The sequence below is a fragment of the Mesorhizobium sp. CA5 genome (genome assembly GCF_020165105.1).
Taxonomy (GTDB): Bacteria; Pseudomonadota; Alphaproteobacteria; order Rhizobiales; family Rhizobiaceae; genus Mesorhizobium.
This window is the reverse complement of the sequence record NZ_JAIUHJ010000008.1, coordinates 1-15,476: the sequence shown is the minus strand read 5'-3', so window position 1 is coordinate 15,476 and position 15,476 is coordinate 1. Positions and strand designations below refer to the sequence as shown.

Annotated in this window: 12 protein-coding genes and 1 pseudogene; 9 read left to right on the top strand and 4 right to left on the bottom strand. The window is 63.6% G+C overall.

The annotated features are described in order from the left end of the window. Positions 1-42 precede the first annotated feature (42 nt). From LB529_RS12285 to LB529_RS12275, 3 genes are all read left to right on the top strand, one after another. Positions 43-1,347, top strand: a complete 1,305-nt coding sequence (locus LB529_RS12285; RefSeq protein ID WP_224711226.1) for a DUF6638 family protein — start codon at positions 43-45, stop codon at positions 1,345-1,347. A gap of 217 nt (positions 1,348-1,564) precedes the next feature. Next, positions 1,565-2,689 carry a DUF2333 family protein gene (locus LB529_RS12280; RefSeq protein WP_224636644.1) on the top strand — a complete coding sequence of 375 codons (1,125 nt, stop codon included), beginning with the start codon at positions 1,565-1,567 and terminating at the stop codon, positions 2,687-2,689. A 314-nt stretch (positions 2,690-3,003) separates the two neighbouring features. Continuing rightward, positions 3,004-4,683: a formate--tetrahydrofolate ligase gene (locus LB529_RS12275; RefSeq protein WP_095766469.1), complete on the top strand. Its 1,680-nt coding sequence runs from the start codon at positions 3,004-3,006 to the stop codon at positions 4,681-4,683. 65 nt (positions 4,684-4,748) lie between these two features. On the opposite strand, the gene LB529_RS12270 is transcribed toward LB529_RS12275, so the two are convergent. The 3 genes from LB529_RS12270 to LB529_RS12260 all read right to left on the bottom strand — a co-directional run bounded on the left by LB529_RS12270 (position 4,749) and on the right by LB529_RS12260 (position 7,083). After that, positions 4,749-6,053, bottom strand: a complete 1,305-nt coding sequence (locus LB529_RS12270) for a hypothetical protein (protein WP_224711225.1) — start codon at positions 6,051-6,053, stop codon at positions 4,749-4,751. A gap of 15 nt (positions 6,054-6,068) precedes the next feature. Beyond that, entirely contained in the window at positions 6,069-6,284 is a 216-nt protein-coding gene (locus tag LB529_RS12265; RefSeq protein ID WP_224711224.1) for a hypothetical protein, read from the bottom strand. Positions 6,285-6,441: 157 nt separating this feature from the next. Next, positions 6,442-7,083 carry a cysteine hydrolase family protein gene (locus LB529_RS12260; protein WP_224711223.1) on the bottom strand — a complete coding sequence of 214 codons (642 nt, stop codon included), beginning with the start codon at positions 7,081-7,083 and terminating at the stop codon, positions 6,442-6,444. A 127-nt stretch (positions 7,084-7,210) separates the two neighbouring features. Between LB529_RS12260 and LB529_RS12255 the strand changes: the two genes are divergently transcribed. After that, positions 7,211-8,197: a helix-turn-helix domain-containing protein gene (locus LB529_RS12255; RefSeq protein ID WP_224711222.1), complete on the top strand. Its 987-nt coding sequence runs from the start codon at positions 7,211-7,213 to the stop codon at positions 8,195-8,197. Here the strand turns inward: LB529_RS12255 and LB529_RS12250 are convergent. Beyond that, complete coding sequence (locus tag LB529_RS12250; protein WP_224711221.1) at positions 8,184-8,741, bottom strand: sugar O-acetyltransferase; 558 nt, start codon at positions 8,739-8,741, stop codon at positions 8,184-8,186. The two genes, LB529_RS12255 and LB529_RS12250, sit on opposite strands and share 14 nt — an antisense overlap. A gap of 134 nt (positions 8,742-8,875) precedes the next feature. Between LB529_RS12250 and LB529_RS12245 the strand changes: the two genes are divergently transcribed. The 5 genes and pseudogenes from LB529_RS12245 (at position 8,876) to LB529_RS12225 (ending at position 15,311) form a co-directional block, all read left to right on the top strand. Beyond that, a complete protein-coding gene (locus tag LB529_RS12245) occupies positions 8,876-9,337 on the top strand; it encodes a DUF4126 domain-containing protein (RefSeq protein ID WP_224543224.1) in 462 nt (153 codons plus the stop codon). Further along, entirely contained in the window at positions 9,334-10,710 is a 1,377-nt protein-coding gene (locus LB529_RS12240) for an FAD-containing oxidoreductase (RefSeq protein WP_224711220.1), read from the top strand. Before LB529_RS12245 ends, LB529_RS12240 begins: the two co-directional genes overlap by 4 nt. A 165-nt stretch (positions 10,711-10,875) precedes the next feature. Then, positions 10,876-11,930: pseudogene (locus tag LB529_RS12235) on the top strand (succinylglutamate desuccinylase/aspartoacylase family protein). A 238-nt stretch (positions 11,931-12,168) separates the two neighbouring features. Next, positions 12,169-14,358, top strand: coding sequence for an anthranilate synthase (locus tag LB529_RS12230; protein ID WP_224711219.1), 2,190 nt, complete (start codon positions 12,169-12,171; stop codon positions 14,356-14,358). Positions 14,359-14,363: 5 nt separating this feature from the next. After that, entirely contained in the window at positions 14,364-15,311 is a 948-nt protein-coding gene (locus LB529_RS12225) for a cation diffusion facilitator family transporter (protein ID WP_224711218.1), read from the top strand. Positions 15,312-15,476: the final 165 nt, after the last annotated feature.

The following is a 15,476-nucleotide window of genomic DNA, read 5'->3' as shown; positions in this document are numbered from 1 at the left end:
GCCCTTCGGGCACTTTCTCCCCGTGAACGGGGAGTAGGGAAGATGAGCGCAATTAAAAAACCCGACCTTCTGCGCGACAACGAGCTGATCTACGGCCGCTTGCTAACCATCGACGAGCCGCATCTCATCCAGCGCTACAACAAGGCGCTTGCCGCTTTCGGCCTCGAGCCCACCAAGCTTGCGAGCTTCCAGATCGACCGCACCGGCTTCTCGCCCGAAATCGCCGAGGAATGCGGCGACTCCAACTATCTCGATCCCAATGAGGTCAACCGCCGCTTCATCATCCTGACGCCGTCGCAGATCGACCTGCCGGTGGTCCACACCGCCTTCTCCAACACCTCGCAGCTGATGTTCGAGTTCATGTCGAAGAACCGGCGCGCCATCGACGCGCTGACCATCAAGGACGTCATCTACGGCGAGATCGAGGACTCGGTTCCCAAGGTCAACGATATCGAGGACCTGCTGTCGATCAACCAGGTCGAGTTCAAGGTGTTGTCAGCCGAGGACGTGCTCGGCAAGGCGGCTGAGCTCGGCAAGCTCGTCGACCGGCTGAGGCAGGAGCCTGACGCCTGGCGCGACGACGCCATGCTTGAGCGCATGGTCGACCTTGCCAAGGTCTGCGGCGACATCCGCGAGAACGCGCTGGTGCCGGACCAAGTGATCTTCCGCCACAATGCCTACTGGACCAGCCATTTCGGCGGGCTCTATGTCTTCGTCGACCCCGACATGACGACGGTGATCAGCGATCCGGCCGCTCCCGGGTTCCGCCGCTCGCGTCCCTGGCAGGTGAGCTATCTGTCGATCAATGACGCCGACAAGGTGTTCGGCTTCCTGGCCGCCACCGGCCGCCTCGACCTGCCGCGCGCCTCCTGGATCGAGACTTCCGGTTATCTCGAACACCGCGCCGAAATGGTCGTGCGGGCGCTGATCCGCGATGCCGAGCCCAACCGCAATCTGACCGATGTCGACAAGGTCTGGCTGCAGACCTGGATCCACGGCCACGCCGACCTGATCGCCAGCGACGGCAATTTCCCGTTCCTCAACGCCGCCAAGCGCGAGATCGCCCAGCTCGGCCATCTCAAGATCGAGGATGTGCCGCCGCGCCAGCGTTTCCTCGTCGTGCGCGCCAAGCCCGATCATCCCGATGCCTGGCTGACCAACCAGCTGATCTCGGATTTCGTGCCGCAGGACTTCGTGTCGCGCTACGTCTTCAACAAGCCCGGCTTCTACAAGGACTATGACGGCTTCAGCGACGCCTGGCGAAGCCATGTTGTGGACGTTCTGAAAACCACATATTTGAAGGACAAGGCGGCGTTCCGCGCGCGCCTTTACGGTTTGACTGACTAGAGCATGATTCCGAAAAGTGGGAACCGGTTTTCGGGGGAAATCATGCTCCAACAAAGAGTTAGATCAGGATGACGTTTCAACGAAACGTTATTCTGATCTAGAGCAATTCCAGGAAAAGTGTGGGCGGTTTCCGCCCGGAATTGCGGCAAAACAAAGGGTTAGGGCAGATCGCCGTTTCCCTTGAAACGGTGAAATGCTCTGAGGGGGTGCCACAGCCATGCTCGACCCGATCGTGAACTTCGTCACCCGGATTTTTCAATGGATCGGCCGCGGCATCGGCTTCGTCATCGGCCTCATTCTGTGGCCGTTCATGTGGGTTGGCCGCTGGTACGGCCAGCGCGGCTGGATTCTGAAGGCGGTGGTCGGCCTTGCCGTTCTGGTATTGATCGGCCTCTATGCCAATTTCTTCTACGCCACGCAGTGGTGGAACAATTTCAACCCGAACTATCCCGACACCTACACTTTCGAGAAGCGGAACGTGTCGGCGGGCGAGCAGGTTTCAGCCGGCAGCGGCACCGATACGGCCAAGACGTGCGGCAACTCGGCGATCGCCCAGGTTGCCGCCGATTTGACGGACTTCAACGTCAACCAGAATGCCTGGATCTCCTCGATGATCCTCTACAAGCTCGGCTTGTTCGGCATCGATTGGGATCACACGCCCTGGATGGACAACAAGGCCTCCTTCCAGCGCGGCATCAACCAGGCGGTGCGGCGCACCGCGACCGAGCTTGCCGACAATCTCGGCCGCGTGCGCACGACATCGCAGATCGACGCCGACCTGCAGGATGCGCGCGGCAATCTACAGTTCGATGAATACACCTGGTATTTCGGCCTGAACCCGTTCGGTCCCAAGACGCCGACGCCGAGCTATTATCGCGACGCGGTGCGCAAGCTGCGAAACTTCAACGCCCGGCTGGCCACCTGCCAGGCGACGTTCGACGCCCGTGCCGACAATCTGAAGCAATATATCGACCGCATCTCCTCGGACATCGGATCGACCTCGGCCATCCTCAAGGAGCGTGCGGAAAACCACAATGATGGCTGGTTCGATACCCGCGCCGACGACCGCTTCTGGTTCGCCTATGGTCAGCTCTATGCATATTACGGCCTGATGAAGGGCGCCCAGGCCGACTTCGACGACGTGATCAAGGAAAAGCACCTGCAGAGCCTTTGGGACACGATGGATTCGCAATTCGTCTCGGCGCTGCGCATCCAGCCCTTCATCATCGCCAACGGCCGCGAGGACGGCTGGCTCCTGCCGACGCATCTGACGACGATGGGCTTCTACATCCTGCGCGTGCGCTCCAACATGGTCGAGATCAGCAACGTGCTCACGCAATAGCGCCTTTCGAGGCGACACGGCGATGGTGGATTTGCGCCGTCGCCTCTGTCGCTTTTCGCGTATTCAGCGGCTGTTTTGAGACGGCGGAACGGTCTTGGCTCTGGCTTCTATACGCCGCAAGCGACCGGGGCCGAAGACCCGAACAGGGTCGGACCGGGAACAGCAGTTTTTCTTTGCAGGAAACTTAGTTGCATGGAAGTTGACGCCGCGGCCGCGACAGGGTTAGAACTTGCCCTTGCGCCCGCGCGGCGTTTCGAACATGCACAAATGATCAAAACCGTCCCTTCCACCGCCCAATCCAGAGGAAAGCCGTCATGGCCGAAGTGAAGTCCGACATCGAGATCGCGCGCGCCGCCAGGAAGAAACCGATCCAGGAGATCGGCGCCAAGATCGGCATCCCGAACGAGCATCTCCTACCCTATGGCCACGACAAGGCGAAGGTCTCGGCCGAGTTCATCAAGTCGGTGAAAGACAGGAAGGACGGCAAGCTGATCCTGGTCACCGCCATCAACCCGACGCCGGCCGGCGAAGGCAAGACCACCACCACGGTCGGCCTTGGCGATGGCCTCAATCGCATCGGCAAGAAGGCGATCGTCTGCATCCGCGAGGCCTCGCTCGGACCGAATTTCGGCGTCAAGGGCGGCGCCGCCGGCGGCGGCCTCGCCCAGGTGGTGCCGATGGAGGACATGAATCTCCACTTCACCGGCGACTTCCACGCCATCACCACCGCGCATAATTTGCTGTCCGCGCTGATCGACAACCACATCTATTGGGGCAACGAGCTCGGCATCGACACCCGCCGCGTCGCCTGGCGCCGTGTTATGGACATGAACGACCGGGCGCTGCGCGAGATCATCTGCTCGCTCGGCGGCGTCGCCAACGGTTATCCGCGCGAAGCCGGCTTCGACATCACCGTGGCTTCCGAAGTCATGGCGATCCTGTGCCTCTCCACCGACCTCAAGGACCTCGAGAAGCGCCTCGGCGACATCATCGTCGCCTATCGCCGCGACAAGTCGCCGGTCTATGCCCGCGACCTCAAGGCCGACGGCGCCATGGCAGTTCTGCTCAAGGACGCCATGCAGCCCAATTTGGTGCAGACGCTGGAGAACAACCCGGCCTTCGTGCATGGCGGCCCGTTCGCCAACATCGCGCATGGCTGCAACTCGGTCGTCGCCACCACGACAGCGCTGAAGCTTGCCGACTATGTCGTTACCGAAGCCGGCTTCGGCGCCGACCTCGGCGCGGAAAAGTTCTTCGACATCAAGTGTCGCAAGGCGGGGCTGAAGCCGTCGGCGGCGGTCATCGTCGCCACGGTGCGCGCCATGAAGATGAATGGCGGCGTCAAGAAGGAAGACCTCGGCAAAGAAAACATCGAGGCGGTCAAGAAAGGCTGCCTGAATCTCGGCCGCCATATCGAGAATGTGAAGCAGTTCGGCGTGCCGGCAGTGGTGGCGATCAACCACTTCACCACCGACACCGAAACCGAGATCCAGGCGATGAAGGACTTCGTCAAGGCGCAGGGCGCCGAGGCCATCCTGTGCAAGCACTGGGCGCAGGGCTCGGCAGGCATCGAGGACCTCGCCAGGAAGGTGGTCGAGATCGCAGAATCCGGCGCCTCACAGTTCTCGCCGCTCTACCCGGACGAGATGCCGCTGTTCGAGAAGGTCAACACCATCGTCAAGCGCATCTATCGCGGCGACGAGGCGATCGCTGACAAGTCGATCCGCGACCAGTTGCATGCCTGGGAGCAGGCCGGCTACGGCAATCTGCCGGTCTGCATGGCCAAGACCCAGTACTCGTTCTCGACCGACCCGAACCTGCGCGGCGCGCCGACCGGCCATACCGTGCCGGTGCGCGAGGTCAGGCTCTCGGCCGGCGCCGGCTTCGTCGTCATCATCTGCGGCGAGGTCATGACCATGCCGGGCCTGCCCAAGGCGCCGTCGTCGGAGAAGATCTTCTTGAACGAGACCGGCCAGATCGAGGGCCTGTTCTAGACGCTGCTCGAGCTGAAAGACCAAGGGCGCCGCCTCACCGCGGCGCCTTTTTTCTTCGCCGGCTTTCACGCCACCGTGGGCGACCCGAACTTCTTGATGCCGGCGACCGACATCGAGACGAACTGGTCGAGGATGGCGAAGAAGATATCGAGGCTGAAGCCGAACAGGAAAGCGAAGGTGAACAGGCTGAAGCCTATGCCGGTCACCTCGCCGCCGAGCTTGGTTCCCGGCGCCATGAACCAGGCTAGGATCATCCCGGCAAGCCCGCCCAGCGCAATGCGATGAATGAGCCGCGACAGCGGCGGATTGGGTAAGAGCGGGTTCAGGATCATGCGCATGTGGAACATGATGCCGCCAAGCGCGCCGTAAAGCGCGGGCAGGATCCACAGCGCATAGGGGCTGAGGACTTCGCTCAGCGTCTTGGCCTGCAGTGTCAGCGTCGAAATCGAATTCGGCGTGATGGTGATGACGCCTTCGCACTGCAGATCGCGTGTCGCCGCGTCGAAATCCGCGCTCACGTCTTCGACCATGCCGGTAGAACTGACGACTTGCATGCCGCCTTGAGTGTTGCCGTTGTCCCTGCAATCGAAATCCGACTGCTTGAGCGGCTGGCTGCTCCCGGCCCCGCTCTGCTGTTGCGCCAGCGCGATTTCCTGGCCGCAGAACTGGTCAATCGCCATCTGCCTGGGGTTCGAGAAATCAAGCAGCGCGCCCGCTTTGGCCGAGGAAGCCGAAAACTTGCAATAGGCCCATTGCATGCCCCAGAGCGGAAACGGCGCCTCCTGCGTCATGAACCCCTGCGCCCGCACCAGCAACGAGGAAAAACGCTGGTCAAGCGAATGCAGGCTGTCGACGGAATTGTAATAGGCGTCCTTCAGAAGCGTCAGATCGGTCGCCGACGCCTGCTGGGCGGCGGCCGAGCTCAATTGCTTCTTGGTCGCCCAGACCTGCCTGATCGACTGCCCGAACCGAGCGCTGAAATCGTTGTTGTCGATCTCCTGCAGTTCCGCGTTGATCGAGACGCCCCTGTTGTAGACATAGGTCAGCTTGCCGATGACGATCATCATCGTCACCGACAGGGCGATGAGGAAATAGGTCGCGAGAGCGGTCCGGCGCGACATGTCGCCCGGCGACCAGCCGGTGCGCAGCGCAGCCAGGGTTGAAAACGGCACGGTGCTGGAGCAGTCGTTGAGCACCGTTTGAAGTTTGACGACCTCGGGCTGGCTTGCGCTCGCGTCACTGAGTTTTTCCGCGTCGCCGATCGCAGCGAAGAGCGCGCTGTCCTTGAACACGCCGTAGCGGCCGTAGCCGGCAACCAGCTTGGCGTCGGTAAGCAACCCGGAGACAAGAGGATCGTGGAATGTCGTCATCGCGCCCCCCGACGACTAGCCCAGATAACCCTGCACGAAGCCATATTGCGACGGGCATCCGCAGGGATAGCCGGCCGGCCCGGGCGGTTGCGCCCAGCACCAGAAGAATTGGGTGAAGCAGATCGTGCCTGGCGCATGCGGCGGCACTTGCGCGAAGGCGGACCACGGCAGCAGCGCCGCGCCGACAGCGAGGGTCAGGACGACCAAAGTTCGTGCAACGCGCGCCTTCAATCCAGCCCCCCGAGCCATCCGCGCTTATTCACATGCGCGGCGACTTTCTGAAAATACCGGAACGGCGTCCGTGAAATGGCTCACGCTCTTGCTGGATATTTGGCGCCAAGAAAAAGGCGCCGCATCCTGGCGGCGCCCTTGTTTTGAAGGCTTCGGGTCACGCTGCGTTCCGCTGCAGGGCCCGCTGGTTGGACGCATAGATCGTGTCGCGCTCGGGCAACTTCGCGGTCTTCAGGCAATCGATCCACTCGGCGGTCTTGAGCACCGCAGCGAAGCGCGACTGCAGGACGACGCTCACCACCCGGTGTATGTCCTCGGCCGACGCGTAGCCGGCGCTGTTGGCATAGGGCACCGAGCCGCTGGCATCCGAGAGGAACTCGACGGCAAAGCCCATATGCACCGCGTGGATGATGGTCGACAGATCGCAATTGTGGGTCATGTAGCCGACGACCGCGATCGTATCGATGGCGTTGGCGCGCAGCCAGGCTTCGAGATCCGTGCCGGTGAAGGCCGAAGGCAGCGTCTTTTCGACATAGTGGTCGCGGCCGCGCCTGGCGATCTCGGCATGCAACTCGCCGCCATGGCTGCCCTTGGCGAAGATCGGCGAGGTCTCGGGCGCCATCTGCTTGACGACGACGATTTTGATGCCAGCCGCCGCGGCGGCATCCATGGCGCGCGCCACATTGGCGACGGTCTCGTTGAAGGGCGGATGCTGGATGGCGAGATTGCCGCCATTGTAGTCGTTCTGGACATCGACGACGACAAGCGCGCGGCGCGGCTCGGTGGCTGGTGCTGACATGGCGGTTTTCCTTTCGACCGGGTTGATGGGCGCAAGGCTAGGCCGATGTTTCGAGTCGAGAAAGTGTCCCGATTGACATCATTCGAAAAAATTGGGACATTCAACTTTCAACGAAACGATGCTTGCCATGAAGAATCCGATCATCGCCGCCGTCGCCTTCGACGGCATCAGTCCTTTCCACCTCTCTGTGCCGTGCCTGGTGTTCGGCACCGATCGAACCAACCTTGGCCTGCCGCGCTTCGACTTCCGCGTCTGTGCGATGGACGAGAGACCCATTCATACCGATGCGGGGCTGAGCATTGTCGTGCCGCATGGGCTTTCCGCGCTCGACGAGGCCGACATCGTCATCATCCCGAGCTGGAAGGATCTCGAGGATCCCTTGGCCGCGCCGCTCAAGGACGCGCTGCAGCGCGCGCATCGGCGCGGCGCGCTCATCGTCGGCTTGTGCCTCGGCACATTCGCCATTGCCGGCGCCGGATTGCTTGCCGGGCGCAAGGCGACGACCCACTGGGCCTATACCGATCGATTGCAGAAGCTTCATCCTGACATCGCGATCGACGCTGACGTGCTCTATGTCGACGAGGGCGACATAATAACCTCGGCCGGCGTCGCCGCCGGGCTCGACTGCTGCCTGCACATCGTGCGCGCTCGCTACGGGGTGGAGGCCGCCCTTCGGCTTGCCCGCCATGTCGTGCTCTCGCCGCACCGGCAGGGCGGGCAGGCGCAGTTCATCGAGCGACCGCTTGCGCCCACGCCGAGCGCCGACCGCTTCGCCAAGACCCTCGATGACGTGCGGGCATCGCTCGGCGAAGCCCACAGCCTGGACAGTGTCGCTGAAGCAGCGGGCCTTACCCGCCGCACCTTCACGCGCCGTTTCCAGAAAACCACCGGCACCAGCTTCGGCGACTGGCTCGCCGACCAACGCGTAGCACTTGCGCAAAGGCTGCTGGAACAGACGGACAAATCGATGGACATCGTGGCCTTCGAAGCCGGCTTCGGCAGCGCCACCTCGCTGCGCCAGCATTTCGCCGCGCGGCTCAGGACCTCGCCGAGGCAGTACCGGCGCGAGTTTTCCAGAAGCACCAAGGCGTCAGACGGACTCAGCCTTTTGTAACGGCCCGTGCCGGGTTGCCGACGACGGTCGCGTTGGCCGGTACGTCGCGGGTCACCACCGCGCCCGCGCCGACGATGGCGCCCTCGCCTATGCTGGCGCCAGCGAGGATCACCGCGCTGCCACCGATCCAGGCATTGTCGCCGATCGTTACGGCTTTTGCGATCTCCAGCCCGGCCAGCCGGCCAGCAGCTTCGCGATGATGCTCCGCGCAGTAGATCTGCACATTGGGCCCCAGCATCGTCCCCCTGCCGATGCGCACCGGCGCGGTGTCGAGGATGGTGCAGCCGGCATTGAGGAAGACGCCGTCGCCGAGGAACAGGTTGAAGCCATAGGCGCAGTGGAACGGCGCCTCGATGCGCGCCCCCTCGCCCGCGCCACCGAGCAGCGCCTGCAGGGCCGGGGCGATATCACCGCGCTGCCGGGGCGGCAGGCTGTTGTGCTCGAACACCGCATCGCGCGCGGCGACGCGCAACGCCTCGAGCTCATCGTCGATGCAGGTGTACCATTCGCCCGCCGCCATCTTTATGCGTTCGCTTGTCGTCATGGTGGCCCTCCAGGTTTTCGTCTGCTGCCAAAGCATAATCGATCGTCTGACAAAAGCCCCGTAGCCAAACGCCTGGCTTGTGCTAGCCTGCCGTTGCGAGGCCATGCGACGGTCTCGGTTTGAGGGGGTCGATCATGCTTTACATTCTTGCATTGCTGATAGGCGTCATTGCCGGCCTGCGCGCCATGACGGCGCCCGCCGCCGTCGCCTGGGGTTCCTATCTCGGCTGGCTGCCGGTCACGGGCACCTGGGCGAGCTTCATGGGCCACTGGATCGCCGTCGGCATCTTCACCATTCTGGCCATCGTCGAGCTGATCGCCGACCAGCTGCCGTCGACGCCGAGCCGCAAGGTGCCGCCGCAGTTCGGCACCCGCATCGTCGTCGGCGCCTTCTGTGGCGCGGTCATCGGCGTGACCGCCGGCGCCACCATCGGCGGCCTGGTCGCCGGCGCGATCGGCGCGGTGATCGGCACGCTGGGCGGCGCCGAGGTCCGCGGCCGGCTGGCCGCCGCATTCGGCAAGGATCAGCCCGCCGCCTTCATCGAGGATGCGGTGGCCATCATCGGCGGGCTGCTCATCGTGGCGGCGGTCGCATGAGCGCAAAGAGCTTCGACGCCATCGTCATCGGCGCAGGCCAGGCCGGACCGCCACTGGTCGGCCGGCTTGAGGCCGCCGGCATGAAGGTTGCGCTGATTGAGCGCAAGTTCATCGGCGGCACCTGCGTCAACACCGGCTGCATGCCGACCAAGGCGATGGTGGCGAGCGCCTATGCCGCGCATCTCGCCCGCCGCGCCGCCGACTACGGTGTCGCTCTCTCAGGCCCCGTCGGCGTGGACTACAAACGCATCAAGGCGCGCAAGGACAAGGTCACCAACGACGCCCGCGGCAACCTCGAAAAATGGATTGCCGGAATGAAGGGCTGCACGCTTTATCGCGACCATGCCGGTTTCGTCACCGCCGACACGGTGCGCGTCGGCGATGAGCTGCTCACCGCGCCAAAAATCTTCCTCAACACCGGCGGCCGCGCCTCGGTGCCCGATCTGCCTGGCGTCAACGACGTGCCCTATCTCACCAATTCCTCGATGATGGATCTCGATGTGCTGCCCAGCCACCTGATCGTCATCGGCGGCAGCTATATCTCGCTCGAATTCGCGCAGATGTTCCGCCGCTTCGGCTCCGAGGTCACGGTAATCGAGAAGGCGCCGCGGCTGACCGGCCGCGAGGACGAGGACACCTCCGCCGCCATCCAATCGATACTCGAAAACGAAGGCATCGCCGTCCATGTCGGCGCGGACGCCATCGCCTTTGCCAGGCAAGGCAATGGGATCGCCGTCACCTTCGCCGCCGGCAAGCCGCCGGCGGTCGGCTCGCATGTGCTGCTGGCGCTGGGGCGCAAGCCCAACACCGACGATCTCGGCCTCGACAAGGCCGGCGTCGCGGTCGACCAGCGCGGCTATATCGTCGTCGACGACCAGTTGCGCACCAATGTGCCGGGCATCTGGGCGATGGGCGACTGCAACGGCAAGGGCGCCTTCACCCACACCTCCTACAACGACTTCGAGATCGTCGCCGCCAACCTGCTCGACAACGATCCGCGCAAGGTGAGCGACCGCATCGAAGCCTATGCGCTCTATATCGATCCGCCGCTCGGGCGCTGCGGCATGACGGAAGCCGCCGTGAAGAAATCCGGCCGCCGCGCGCTGGTCGGACAACGGCCGATGACGCGTGTCGGCCGCGCGGTCGAGAAGGGCGAGACGCAAGGCTTCATGAAGATCCTGGCCGATGCCGACACCGGTGAAATCCTCGGCTGCTCCGTGCTCGGCCCGGGCGGCGACGAGGCGATCCACTGCGTGCTCGACCTCATGTACGCCAAGGCGCCGATCTCGACGCTGGCGCGCGCCATGCACATCCACCCCAATGTCTCGGAGCTGCTGCCGACCATCGCCCAGGAGCTGAAGCCGCTGGAGTAGAGCAATTCCGGAAAAGGCGCAGCGGTTAGGCTCGGCGTCTTCGCCGTAGCAAGGCTCGGCGTCTTCGCCGTAGCCGCCCTGCCCCGATAGCCCGGCGAGGCTGGACCACTCGACAGCCCGATCGCAACAATGCATGGCTGAAACCTCTTCACGCGGAGATATCCCATGCAGAAGACGATCGAACGCATCGCCGGCGACAGCGAGGGTGTCGCCTACGAATTTCCGGTCTTGCGCTTCGAGGGCAAGGACAAGGCGGCTCCCTCCGCCTATCTGCAGGCGGCACTGCATGCCGGCGAGCTGCCGGGCGTCGTCGCCATCGACGCGGTGATGCGATGCTGGCCAAGGCGGAGGCCGAGGGCCGCATCAAGGGTCCGATCACCATCGTACCCTGGGCCAACCCGATCGGCCGCGCGCAATATCATTTCGGCGAGCACCAGGGCCGCTTCAATCTCGGCACCCGCACCAACTTCAATCGCTCCTTTCCGCTGCTTGCCGCGCCCGACGCCAGGCTTCTGCCGGATGTCAGCCTCGGCGGCGCCGATCGCCGGCTGAAGAACCGGCTCGTCCAGCTCTCGCTCGGCAACGATATCGTGCTTGACCTCCACTGCGACGACGAAGGTCTGGCCTATCTCTACATCCACACCAGCCTGTGGCCGCATATGGCCGATTGCGCGGCGGCCATGGGCGCCGAAGCCGTCCTGCTGTGGAGCGAGGACGATACCGGCACCTTCGAAGGCGCCTCGATCATGCCCTACCAGAACGTGCCGGCGAGCGTCGCGCGTTTCGATCGCCGCGCCGTCACCACGGTCGAATATCGCGGCATGCTCGATGTCGACGCCGCCTTCGCCGCGGCCGATGCCGCGGGACTTTACCGACTGCTTGTGACGCGCGGCGTCGTCCAGGACTCATCAGTGCCGAAATTCGAGAAATTTTCCGGACCGGTCGTACCGCTGGAAAACATCGACATAATGCCTTCGCCCAGGGCCGGCGCGATCCTTTACGAGGTCAAACCCGGCGACCGCGTCAAGAAAGGCGAAAGGCTGGCGACGATCGTCCACGCGCCCGGCGAGGCCGGCGGCCGCACGGAAGTGTTCGCCCCTCAGTCGGGCTTCATCCTGACCCGCCGCGCGCGCCGCATCATCCGCGCCGGCGAGGATCTTCTGAAGCTCGCCGGCGACGCCAGGAGCACCGATGCACGCTCCGGCACGCTGGAAGACTGAGGCGCAGCGGCTTTCACCATCGCCGTGAAATCCAGTTGCATGGACCTCCATTCGCCGCTATGGGAGTCGCCATGAACATGCGTTCGAACAAGACCATTTGGTGGTGGGCTCGCTGACAGCGGCCTGTTCGTGCGTGTGCGCGTGAAAAAGAGGGTGGCCGCAGCGGAATATCCGGGCGGCCATTTGTTTTTTAACGCCATTCCCGGGTCCGTTGCCCAAGACGCTGATGGAGACGGCAATGACGACTAAAGTTCTGGACAACGGGGCCGAGCGCTTCATCACCGCGGGCGGCGTGACGATCACCCGCGAGCGGCACGACCGGCCCTATGAAGGCGCGATCGATGCCTATGTCGACGGCCTGAATTCGCGCCGCGGCGCAGTGTTTTCCTCCAACTACGAATATCCGGGCCGCTACACGCGCTGGGATACGGCCATCATCGATCCGCCGCTGGTGATTTCCGCGCGGGGACGCACCATGCGCATCGAAGCGCTGAACAAGCGCGGCGAAGTGTTGCTGCCGGTGATCGGCAAGGCGCTTGGCGAGCTCGGCGAAGTGACGATCGTCGAGACCTCGAAGACGCTCATCCGCCTCGATGTGGCAAAGCCCGGCCGTGTCTTCACCGAGGAGGAGCGCAGCCGCGTTCCGTCCGTGTTCACGGTGCTGCGCGCCATCACCGCGCTGTTCAAGACCGCCGAGGACGCCAATCTCGGCCTTTACGGCGCCTTCGGCTACGACCTAGCTTTCCAGTTCGATCCTGTCGACTACAAGCTCGAGCGCAAGGAGAGCCAGCGCGACCTGGTGCTGTTCCTGCCCGACGAGATCCTCGTCGTCGACCATTATTCGACCAAGGCCTGGACCGACCGCTACGACTATTCCGGCGACGGTTTTTCGACCGAGGGCTTGGCCCGCGATGCCCATGCCGAGCCGTTCAAGACCGCCGACCGCATCCCGCCGCGCGGCGACCATGAGCCGGGCGAATACGCCAACCTGGTGCGCCGCGCCATGGAGAGCTTCAAGCGCGGCGACCTGTTCGAGGTCGTGCCTGGACAGATGTTCTACGAGCGCTGCGAGACCCAGCCTTCCGACATCTCGCGCAAGCTGAAATCGATCAACCCCTCGCCCTATTCCTTCTTCATCAATCTCGGCGAGAACGAATATCTGATCGGTGCCTCGCCGGAGATGTTTGTGCGCGTCAACGGCCGCCGCGTCGAGACCTGCCCGATCTCCGGCACCATCAAACGCGGCGACGACGCCATTTCCGACAGCGAGCAGATCCTGAAGCTGCTCAACTCGAAGAAGGATGAGTCCGAGCTCACCATGTGCTCGGACGTCGACCGCAACGACAAGTCGCGCGTCTGCGAGCCAGGCTCCGTGCGCGTCATAGGCCGCCGCCAGATCGAGATGTATTCGCGCCTGATCCACACCGTCGATCATATCGAGGGCCGGCTGCGCGAAGGCATGGACGCCTTCGACGCGTTTCTCTCGCATGCCTGGGCGGTCACCGTCACCGGCGCGCCGAAACTGTGGGCCATGCGCTTCATCGAGCAGAACGAGAAGAGCCCGCGCGCCTGGTATGGCGGGGCGGTCGGCATGGTCAATTTCAACGGCGACATGAACACCGGGCTGACCTTGCGCACCATCCGCATCAAGGACGGCATCGCCGAGGTCCGCGCCGGCGCCACACTGCTTTTCGACAGCATTCCCGAGGAAGAAGAAGCCGAAACCGAACTGAAGGCATCCGCCATGCTCTCCGCCATCCGCGACGCCAAGACCGGCAACGCCACCGGAACCGAGCGCACCACCGCGCGCGTCGGCGACGGCGTCAACATCCTGCTGGTCGACCATGAGGACAGTTTCGTCCATACCTTGGCCAACTACTTCCGCCAGACCGGCGCCAACGTCTCCACGGTTCGCTCGCCGGTGCCGGAGGAGGTCTTCGAGCGGTTGAAGCCGGACCTCGTCGTGCTTTCGCCCGGCCCTGGCACGCCGAAGAATTTCGACTGCGCCGCCACCATCAGACGAGCGCGCAGCCGCGACCTGCCGATCTTCGGCGTCTGTCTCGGCCTGCAGGCATTGGCCGAGGCCTATGGCGGCGAGCTCAGGCAGTTGCACATCCCCATGCATGGCAAACCATCGCGCATCCGCGTTTCGAAGCCCGGCATCATCTTCTCAGGCCTGCCCAAGGAAGTGACCGTCGGCCGCTATCACTCGATTTTCGCCGACCCGGTGCGCCTGCCCGACGGTTTCGTGGTGACCGCCGAAACCGAGGACGGCATCATCATGGCTTTCGAGCACCGCAAGGAGCCGATCGCGGCGGTGCAATTCCATCCCGAATCGATCATGACGCTCGGTCACAATGCCGGCATGCGCATCATCGAAAACATCGTCGCGCATCTGCCGCGCAAGGCCAAGGAAAAGGCCGCGTAGGAACCATGGCTGTGACGCAGGACACAGTGGCGGCCGCGGCGAAAGCCGCGACCCGCGAGAAGATTGCCAGGCTTGCCTTCTGGTCGATCCTGGTCGCCTTCGTGGTGCTCGTCTTGAAGCTTGCCGCCTGGTACATCACCGGTTCCGTGGCGCTCTATTCCGACGCGCTGGAATCGATCGTCAACGTGATCGCATCGGCCGCCGCCTTCTGGGCGATCCAGGTCAGCTACAAGCCCGCCGACCAGGACCATCCCTTCGGCCATCATAAAGCCGAATATTTTTCCGCCGTCCTCGAAGGCGTGCTGATCGTCGTCGCGGCGCTGCTGATCCTCAACGAGGTCTGGCAGTCCTGGCAACATCCGGCCCCGCTGGAACAGCCCTGGGAAGGACTTGCCGTCAACGGCATCGCGACGGTCATCAATGCGATCTGGGCCTGGACGCTGATCCGCGCCGGCCGGAATGCGAAGTCGCCTGCGCTTGTCGCCGACGGCCAGCACATCATGACCGACGTGGTAACGTCAGTCGGCGTGTTCGGCGGTCTTGTCGGCGCCGTGCTCACCGGCTGGCAGATCCTCGACCCGGCACTTGCCGTGATCGTCGCGCTCAACATTCTGTGGCAGGGCTGGCATGTCATCGGCTCGTCGATGAGCGGGCTGATGGACCGCGCCGTCGACAATCATGAGCACATGCAGATCCGCGACATCATATCGGCCAATTCGAAGGGCGCGCTCGAGGTGCATGATCTCAAGACGCGCATTGCCGGCCGCGCCACCTTCATCGAGTTCCATCTGGTGGTCGACGCCGACATGACCGTCGGCGCCAGCCATGTCATCTGCGACCGCATCGAGGATGCGCTGAAGGCCGAGATCCCCTCGGTGCGCGTCACCATCCATGTCGAGCCGGACGACGAAGCCAAGTTGCCGAAAGGCACCGCGGCAGTGCCTTTCGCCTGACGGTGGCAGCACGGCAGACATTGGAGATTGGCCGGAGCCTCTCAATTTCGTCATTCTAGGGCGGAGCAGGAGCGAAGCTCCGTCGCGAAGACCCTAGAATCCTGTGTGTTGGTTCTGGTGTATGGTTGAAGTGGGAAGGAGACCGAATGAATCCTGGTCGTCCTT